The sequence below is a fragment of the Aeromonas media genome (genome assembly GCF_000819985.1).
In the GTDB taxonomy this organism is placed as follows: Bacteria; Pseudomonadota; Gammaproteobacteria; order Enterobacterales; family Aeromonadaceae; genus Aeromonas; species Aeromonas media.
On sequence record NZ_CDBZ01000172.1, the window covers coordinates 1 to 9,540 of the forward strand.

Genomic DNA, 9,540 nt, shown 5'->3' on the forward strand with positions numbered 1-9,540 from the left:
TGTTCACGATCTCGCCCTGCTGGAGTGCCTGGTCTTTTTGACCCGTTTTTATGGTGTGCCCAATAGCCAGGATGCCCTCACAACGGGTTTGCCACTGGTCTCGGGCCGTCTGAGCACGGCACTCTTCAGCCGCGCTGCCGAACGTGGCGGTCTGTCCGCCCGTGAGGTCATCCAGCCACTCGAACAGATATCCCCCCTGCTGTTGCCCTGCGTCTTGCAGACGCGCCATGGCGGCGCCTGCATCCTGTTGGAATGGAGCAAGGACAGGAGCCAGGCCAAGGTCATCTTCCCCCAGGCCGGTGACGCGGCGCAGTGGGTCAGCACAGCCCAGCTGGGCGACGAGTACAACGGCCGGCTGTTCTTCGTCAAGAAGCAGTTCAAGTTTGATGAACGCTCCCCCAAGGTGCTGGAGACCCGGGACGGTCACTGGTTCTGGAGCACGCTGTTTGAATCTCGCGGCATCTATCGCGATGTGCTGATTGCCTCCATTCTCATCAACCTCTTTGCGGTGGCCAGCCCTCTGTTCACCATGAATGTCTACGACAAGATAGTGCCCAACCTGGCGTTCGACTCCCTCTGGGTGCTGGCGGTAGGGGCCATGGTAGTGTTTACCTTTGACTTCGTGATGCGCCAGTTGCGCAGCTACTTTATCGACATTGCCGGCAAGAAATCGGATGTGCTGCTGTCGGCCAAGATCTTTGCCAAGGTCATGGGGATGAAGATGGAGTCCCGCCCTGCCTCGACGGGGGCGTTCGCCAAGCATCTGCAGGAGTTTGAATCGGTGCGGGAGTTCTTCACCTCCGCCACAGTATCGACCCTGATTGATCTGCCGTTTGCGGTCTTCTTCCTCTTTATCATCTGGCTGTTTGCCGGCGTCATGGTGGTAGTGCCCATCGTCGCCATGCTGATCCTGGTGGCCTACAGCTTCTATATCCAGGCACCGCTCAAGCAGTCCATCGAGGAGGGCTCCCGCCTGGCCTCCCAGAAGAACGCCAACCTGATCGAAAGCATCTCCGGCCTTGAGACCGTCAAGATCTTCGGCGCCGAGAGCATGTTCCAGCACCGCTGGGAGCAGGCGGTGTCCCACATCTCAACCTGGGGCGTGCAGACCCGTCGCATCACCAACTCCATGTCCTCTCTGGCGAGCTATATCCAGCAGGTGGTGACAGTGGGGTTGGTCATCGTCGGGGTCTACCAGATCTCCGAAGGGCTGGTGACCATGGGGGGCATGATCGCCGCCGTCATGCTGTCCAGCCGCGCCATCGCTCCCATGGTGCAGCTCTCCGTGCTGTCGACCCGCTACAACCAGGCCAAGTCCGCCCTGGAGATCCTGGAGAAGATCATGATGACGCCGGGCGAGCAGGAGGAGGGCAAGCAGTACATTCACCACCCCATCATCCAGGGCCGCATCGAGTTCGAAAACGTCTCCTTCAAATACCCGGGCATGGAAAGCAGCACCCTGCACAACATCAACCTGCGCATCGAGCCGGGGGAGAAGGTGGCCATCATAGGGCGGATCGGGGCGGGCAAGACCACCCTTGAGAAGCTGCTGATGGGGCTCTACCGACCGACGGACGGTCTGGTGCGCCTCGATGGCTTCGAGCTGGATCAGTTGCCGCCAGCCGCCATCCGTCGCAACATCGGCTGTGTGCCGCAGGACGTGACACTCTTCTTTGGCTCGGTGCGAGACAACATCATGCTGGGCAACCCGCTGGTGGATGATGCCCGGGTTGTGCGCGCCGCCAAGCGGGCCGGCGTCACCAACTTCACCAATCGGGATCCCAATGGGCTGGACCGGCAGATAGGCGAGGGGGGGCGTCAGCTCTCGGGTGGTCAGCGCCAGGCCATTTTGCTGGCCCGTGCCCTGCTCAACGATCCCCCCATCCTGGTGATGGATGAGCCAACATCCAACATGGACAACCAGTCAGAGATGCATGTGAAGCAGGAGCTGGCCAGGCTGGGTCCTGAAACCACGCTGATCCTCATTACCCACAAAACCTCCATGCTGGATGTGGCCTCCCGGGTCATCGTCGTGGAACAGGGAAAGATAGTGGCTGACGGCCCCAAGGAGACGGTGCTGCAACAACTGAAGGAAGGCAAGGTGCGGGTGCAGGAGACGGCCAATGGCTAACAACTGGTTCAAGAAAACGGCACCAGACACAGTGTTGCCCGCCCCCGAGCATCTCGAGTATGTCGACGACGGTGCCGCCGCCGTCTTGCTGAGCACGCCAACCCGCGCCAAGGTGCTGCTCTGGGCCTGTTTCCTGTTCTTCATGAGTGCCATCATCTGGGCCGCCTGGGCGGAGCTTGACGAGGTCACCGTCGGTCAGGGCAAGGTCATTCCGTCCCGCCAGCTGCAGGTGATCCAGAACCTGGAAGGGGGGATCGTCAAGGAGATCTTCGTCAAGGAGGGGGACATAGTCGAGGAGGGGCAGCCTCTGCTGCGCATAGACGATACCCGCTTCAAGTCGGATTTTCGCGAGCGTGAACAGGAGCTGGTGATCCTCAAGGGCGACATCGCCCGTCTGCGTGCCGAGATCCGCAGTGTGGTGGTCAAGAGAGAACCCAACCTCGGCTGGCGTGAGCAGGTGGTCATCGACAAGCAGCCTATCGTCTTCCCCGAAGGGTTCGAGAACGTCTTTGCGGAATACGTGGCCCGTGAAAAGTCGGTACAGGACGAGCGGCTCAACAATTTGAACAACCAGCTCTACATTCTCGGTCAGCAGATCGAGCAGAAGGAGCAGGAGACCATAGAGCTCAATGCCAAGATACGGACGGTGAGTCGCAGCGTGGATCTGGCCCGCCAGGAGTTGAACATCAGCCGGCCTCTCGCAAAAGAGGGTATAGTTCCTCAAGTGGAGCTAATAAAACTGGAGCGGCAGGTCAACGAGATGCAGGGTGAGCTGGAAGCCAACCGCCTGCTCATCCCCAAACTCAACTCGGTGCTGCGGGAGACCATCTCCAAGCGCAATGACATCGCCTTGAAGTTCAGAGCGGACTCCCAGACCGAGCTCAATGAACGCCAGGGCAAGCTGAGCCAGTTGTCCGAAGGCCAGGTCGGTCTGCGGGACAGGGTCGATCGTACCAGCGTGATAGCGCCGCTCAAGGGCACCATCAAGAAGCTCAAGATCAATACCCTGGGAGGGGTCGTACAGCCTGGCATGGATCTGATGGAGATAGTGCCGCTGGAGGACACCCTGCTGGTGGAAGCCAAGGTATCACCCAAGGACATCGCCTTCCTGCGACCCGGGCTGGAGGCCGTGGTCAAGATAACCGCTTATGATTTCACTGTTTATGGAGGTTTACATGGCAAGGTTGAACAGATAAGTGCCGACTCGATCCAGGATGAGGAGGGCAACTCCTTCTATCTGGTTCGGGTGCGTACCGAGAAGAGTTATCTGGGCGATGAGCTTAACGCACTTCCCATCATCCCCGGTATGTTAGCCAGTGCAGATATCATTACTGGCAAAAAAAGTGTCCTAGACTACTTGCTCAAGCCCATCCTGCGGGCTAAGCAGTCGGCACTGAGAGAACGATAAGCCAACAATCTAAAAACAACATGACTGGAGATACCATGAAGAAGACGATTGTTGCCATGCTGGTTAGTGGCACCATACTGTTCCCGGGCCTGAGCCAGGCACAGACACTGGAACAGTCAGTGGCACAGTCACTGGCTACCCATCCGAAAATCAAGGAAGCTTTTGATCTCTATCAGGCACGACTGTACCAGCATGATGGAGCCAAGGGTGGCTACTATCCTACCATCGATCTGCGTGGCGGCGTGGGTTACGAGAAGACCGACAGCCCCTCGACCCGTCGTGCTACAGGCGAGCTGACGGGCGATGGTTCCATCGATGATTCCATGACTCGTAAAGAGGCCGGGATCAGCCTGCGCCAGATGCTGTTTGACGGCTTCGATGTCAGCAGCAACGTGGCCCGGACCGATGCCGCAGCCCAGGCCCAGCGTCTGGCCATGATCTCCGAGGCGGAGAACACGGCGCTGCGTGTGGCCGAGGTGTACCTCAACATGCTGCGTCAGCAGGAGATCCTGGAACTGTCCAAGCAGAACCTGGAAACCCACGAGCAGATCCGCAGCGACATTCAGAAACGGACAGACTCAGGTTTGGGCTCGACCGCGGACCAGACCCAGATCGATGGTCGTGTGGCACGTGCCTATTCCAACCAGGCGGCCGCGGAGAACAACTATCGGGATGCCGAGAGCGAGTTCATCCGGGTCGTGAATGAGGTGCCCAAGGATCTGGTGCAGCCGGCTCCCAACAGCCAGTTGATCCCGGCCACTCTGGAGGACGCGCTGAAGACGGCCACCGAGGTTCACCCGACCCTGCTGTCCTCTCTGCAAGACATCGAAGAGGCCAAGTATCAGCATGAAGGCTCCAAGTCCGGGTTCTACCCGAACGTGGCCTTCGAGGTGGATCAGAACTGGAACGAGGATATCGATGCGGTCAAAGGACGCAACGACGACCTCACCGCCATGGTCCGGATGCGTTACAACCTGTTCCGTGGCGGCTCCGATCTGGCTGAAAGCAAGGCCACCTCGGCACTCTATTCCCAGGCAAAAGACATTCACCTGAATGCCTTCCGTCAGGTGGAAGAGGGGACCCGACTCGCCTGGAATGCCAAGGAGTCGCTGGCCAAGCAGAAAGTCTTCCTGAAAGAGCACGTGGACGCCAGCTACGACACCGTACAGGCGTACAAGAAGCAGTTTGGTCTGGGACAACGGACCTTGCTGGACGTGCTGAACACGGAAAACGAACTGTTCGAGGCCCGTCGCAGCTACATCACGGCCGAGTATGATTCCCTGTTGGCGGATTACCGTATCCTCAATGCCACCGGGGGACTGCTCAATGCCATGAATGTCCAGCCGCCCGCCGAGTGGCAGGCCAACAACAACTGATGGTTATCGTGCTGATGCCATCTCAGTCAGAAAAAATGGCTGCAGCTTGCTGCAGTCATTCTTTTATGAATCTGGTTTTCAACTGAAGATTGCGATGGAATGCCGCAGGGGAAACATGTGACATCGTGGTACAAGGCTGGGAGCTTCAGGCTCTTTTGGCCAGCATGGTCCATCCGCCCCGTGCAACGTTGGCGGCTCCACCTGCTGTGGCTGGTTCTGTTGTCGATCCCTCTGCTGCTAAGCGCCAGCCAGCCTTTGTCGCCAGAAGATCTGACGCTGGTCAAACGAGCGGAGGAGACGTATGGCCCTCGTGCAGGCAAGCGAGTCACCAGCTGGCGCACTCTGGCCCTTCAGAGCCGGACTGCGGGTCTGGCAGAGCGGCAGAAGCTGGAGAAGGTGAACCAGTTTTTCAATCAGATGCAATTTATCGATGACATCAAGCTGTGGCACAAGAAGGATTATTGGGCGACCCCGCTGGAGTTTTTGGGGGCGGCTGGTGGAGATTGTGAAGACTTCAGCATTTCCAAGTACTTTACGCTGCTTGAACTGGGCATTCCGGATGAAAAAATGCGGATGGTATATGTCAAGGCATTGGATTATAACCAGTTTCATATGGTTGTTGCCTATTATGAAACGCCCGCATCAGTCCCTCTCATTCTGGACAATATTGTCGGCGCCATTCGCCCGGCCAATCAGCGGGCGGATCTGATGCCAATTTACAGCTTTAACGGTAGTCACTTGTGGTTGATGAAGGCGCGTGGTCAAGGGGAACTGGCCGGGCAATCATCCCGCTTGGGATTATGGACTGACTTACGCAATCGCATGACTTCAGGGCGATTGGCTCGGCCTGTGGTGAATTTGGATGATTAACCTATGACGCTCTACAGACAACTATTGGCAACCATGCTGTTACTGTTCGGATTGCTGTTTGCTGCCACCTATTGGGTACAGTTCAATTCGACTCGCAACTATCTGGCGCAGCAGCAGGAAACTACCGTCATCAACACCTCCACTGCCCTGGGTCTGGCGTTGACACCTTATCTGGAGAACGGGGACAAGGTGAGTGCCGAATCCGTCATGAAGGCCGTGTTCGACGGTGGCTACTATCGGTTGGTTCGCCTGGATCTGCTGGCTTCCAAGGATGTCATCGAACTCGAGAACAGCAGCAACATTCAAGGGGTGCCGCAGTGGTTCATCGGGCTGGGCCTCTTCCCTGAGGTATCCAACGAATCCATTCTGACGTCGGGCTGGTTGCAACTGGGCAAGCTGAAGATCGTGGGCCATCCGGGACAGGCCTACTACGAGCTCTGGAAGGGGATGAGCGAGCTGGCGACCTGGTTCCTTGTGGGCTTCCTGATCACCACCATACTGCTGATGCGGGCACTTAACTACCTGCTCAAACCGCTCAAGCTCATTTGCGATCAGGCGGTCGAGATAGAGCTTCACCATTTCGGGCACACCATTCCTGAGCCCAAGAGTCGCGAGTTGAAACAGGTGGTGCAGGCCATCAATACCCTCTCGAGCAAGCTGGCGGTGCAGTTCAAGGAGCAGGCTGATGAAGCCGAGAATCTGCGCGCCCGGGTCTATGTGGATGCGGTCTCCGGGCTTGGCAACCGTTCCTACTTCGTGGGGCAGGTCAATGCCTGGATCGCCGAGGCGGGACAAGGGGGGGTCATGTTGGTGGCCGTCGACATGCTGGACGATCTCTATCGTGAAGAAGGGTTTGCCGCGAGGGACAACATGGTCAAATCCATCGCCCAGGTGCTCAGAGAGTTGTTGGATGGTTGGGATGGTGCGGCGCTGGCCCGGATTTCGGCTACCGAATACGCCTTGCTATGCCCTACCGATGATCTGTCACAACTCAAGGATCTGGCGGAGCTGATCAATAGCCGTATCGCCGATCTGGTGGTCAATCCCATGGGTGAGAGCGGTGCACTCTCCGTGGTCGGGATCGCCGGTCGTGATGGCAATGATGATCTCTCTGCCCTGCTGACCAAGGCGGACAATGCGCTGGGCAAGGCCCGCAACGAGCGACGGGGTGCCGTCGTCATGGAAGGGGGCGCGGATCAAGGTTTGATGGGACGTCTCGCCTGGCGTGATCTGGTGCAGGATGCAATGGCCAGAAACCTGTGGCGCTTCAAGGCACAGCCTGCTTGTCGCTTCGATGATGGCACACGCTTGCATGCCGAGCTGTTCGCTGCCATCTCGCGAGATGGCAGCGACTACTTCGCTGGCCAGTTCTTGCCTGCCATCGAGCAGTTCCATATGGGCGCCGAGTTTGATAAGACCATACTGGAGGCCTGCTTGCCCTTGTTCAAGCAGCAATCCGAGCTGGTATTGGCGGTCAATATCACCGCAGGATCACTCTGCTCGGATGAGTTCCTGACCTGGCTGAGAGGCTATCTGGCCGTGAACGGCGAGTTGAAGGATAAACTGCTGTTCGAGATCCCAGAGGCCGCCATCATGAAACACAAGCAGCATGTGACCAACCTGGTCGATGTGCTGCGAGAGCATGGTTTCCTGTGGGGGGTCGATCACTATGGTCGCCACTTCCAGTCCCTTGGGTATCTGGAGGAGCTGGCCCCTGCCTACGTCAAGGTTGATCATGGCTATACCAGCCAGATCATGGAGCCGGGAGCGGATACGTCCTTCCTGGCCGCAGTCTGCAGGGCGGCCCACAATGCGGGTGTAACGACCATTGCCACCCGAGTGGAGGATCAACAGCAGGTTGAGATGCTGGCCCGTCTGCACATAGACGGTTATCAGGGTTTCGTTCATCCGGCATTCCCACTGCCGTGAGTCATACCCCCTATACTGAAAAGGGCCCCAATAAGGGCCCTTTTTTATATCTATTTAGAATATATGGAGGAGCTTTTGTTCGATGAGTATGCAGAAGGTCTGAAAAATGTGTTGTTAGTTTATTGATTTACCTGTGTAAAAAAAATTCATTCGATTCGCTGCATCGGATGAAGCCAAACAGATTCAATGTTGTACATTTTTGCAACTGAAGCCTGATGGACGCGCATCTAGAGTGTAGGCATCAAGATCTGTCACCCTGGAGCAATGGATATGCGCACCCAAATCATCGACAAAACCGTCGTCGTCTCTTCCGTAGAAGGCAATGTTCAGATCCTGCTTGCCGATGGCAGCAGCCGTCCTCTTCAGCCTGGCGAGATATTGCAGCCGGGAGCCAGACTCAATATTGCCGACGATGCCAAATTGATGTTGGCACCCTACGATGACAGCCCGGCTCCGGCCGATGCAGCCCCTGCTGGCCCGGATATTCCCGCCGATGGACAACCCTCCTCATCGGTCGCCAATCGTCAGGCGGGCTCGCCAGAGGTGTCGCCGGAAATTGCGGCCTTGCAACAATCCATCTTGCAAGGGGTCGACCCGACTCAAAACTTTGAGGCTGCGGCAGCCGGCGGGGCACCTGCAGCGGGTGGCGGCGGTGGCATCGGCGGGGTCGCGGGAGCCAGCGGCAACGGCGGCTTTGTCGTCATCGATCGTATTGGTGATGCAACCATTGCCGCTGCCGGATTCGATACCAGCTATGACACCTTGCCTGAGCAGAATGTGCTTCAGGAAGACGATCTCCTGCCCGAGAATGATCTTGATGATCTGGATGAGTCTGCCGTCACCCTGGAAGACCAAGCCATCAGTGGCAACCTGCTGACCAACAGCAGCAACTCGGATGGCCCGCTCGATGCCTCGATTGTCTCTTATAGCTGGGGCAGCAACACCGGTATTTCGGCTGGCGTCGAGAGTTCATTGGACGGGATAGGCACCCTCATCATCAATGCCGATGGCTCCTATACCTTTACGCCGGCCCCGAACTACTCAGGATCAGTGCCTCCGGTCAACTACGTTGTGACCGATGGTGCCGATACGGATGTCTCCATACTGACGGTTACCATTACTCCCGTGGATGAACCCGTTTCCCTGGAAGGGTTGCAAGTAGACGGTGGTGAGGTTGTCCTGAATGAAGCTGCACTGGCAGATGGCAGCAGCCCGGATACTGCGGACCTGACTAAGAGTGGCGTCTTCACCTTCAATGCGGCAGATGGTATCCAGAGCCTGGCTCTGGGTGGCGTGGTACTGATCAGTAACGGCCAGGTCATCACCAGTTTCCCGCAGGGGATCCCAAGCCCTCTGGGCAATCAGTTGCTGGTGACAGGAATCAGCTACAACCCGGTGACAGGCGCCGGCACGGTGACTTACAGCTACACCCTGAGCGATAACGAGACCCACAACCAGCCTGCCAATGACACGGCTCTGACCGAGAGTTTCAATGTTGTACTGACAGATAGCGATGGCGACAGCACCAGTGCCAGTCTGGATGTGGTGATACTGGATGACGTACCCAGCGTGCGCCTGCTCCCTGGGGCCGGTGAGCTGGGTGTGGTCAGCGTGGACGAGAGCTTGCCTGCCTTGGATGGTGCAGACAGCGATGGCATAGGTAGTGCGACCCTGGCTGCCGCTACGGTGCAAGCCCAGTTCAGCCATGCCTTCGGTGCGGACGGGGCGGGCAGCATCGGCTACAACCTGGCCCTCACTGGCAGCAATGTGGCGAGCGGCCTCTATGCGGTTGATCCGCAGGCCGCCAATGGCCAGGGCACTCAGAT

6 protein-coding genes are annotated in these 9,540 nt (G+C 57.7%); all 6 read left to right on the forward strand.

The window, feature by feature from the left end:
• Positions 1 to 16 precede the first annotated feature (16 nt).
• A complete protein-coding gene (locus tag BN1127_RS14780) occupies positions 17 to 2,131 on the forward strand; it encodes a type I secretion system permease/ATPase (RefSeq protein ID WP_082030114.1) in 2,115 nt (704 codons plus the stop codon).
• Complete coding sequence (locus tag BN1127_RS14785; protein WP_025327371.1) at positions 2,124 to 3,539, forward strand: HlyD family type I secretion periplasmic adaptor subunit; 1,416 nt, start codon at positions 2,124 to 2,126, stop codon at positions 3,537 to 3,539. Before BN1127_RS14780 ends, BN1127_RS14785 begins: the two co-directional genes overlap by 8 nt.
• Before the next feature lie 35 nt (positions 3,540 to 3,574).
• A complete protein-coding gene (locus tag BN1127_RS14790; RefSeq protein WP_042649951.1) occupies positions 3,575 to 4,915 on the forward strand; it encodes a TolC family outer membrane protein in 1,341 nt (446 codons plus the stop codon).
• A 99-nt stretch (positions 4,916 to 5,014) separates the two neighbouring features.
• Entirely contained in the window at positions 5,015 to 5,785 is a 771-nt protein-coding gene (locus tag BN1127_RS14795; protein WP_236544861.1) for a transglutaminase-like cysteine peptidase, read from the forward strand.
• A gap of 3 nt (positions 5,786 to 5,788) precedes the next feature.
• Positions 5,789 to 7,714, forward strand: coding sequence for an EAL domain-containing protein (locus tag BN1127_RS14800; RefSeq protein WP_042649952.1), 1,926 nt, complete (start codon positions 5,789 to 5,791; stop codon positions 7,712 to 7,714).
• A gap of 270 nt (positions 7,715 to 7,984) precedes the next feature.
• The coding region (locus tag BN1127_RS14805) for a retention module-containing protein (protein WP_231557498.1) at positions 7,985 to 9,540 on the forward strand (1,556 nt) is incomplete at its 3' end.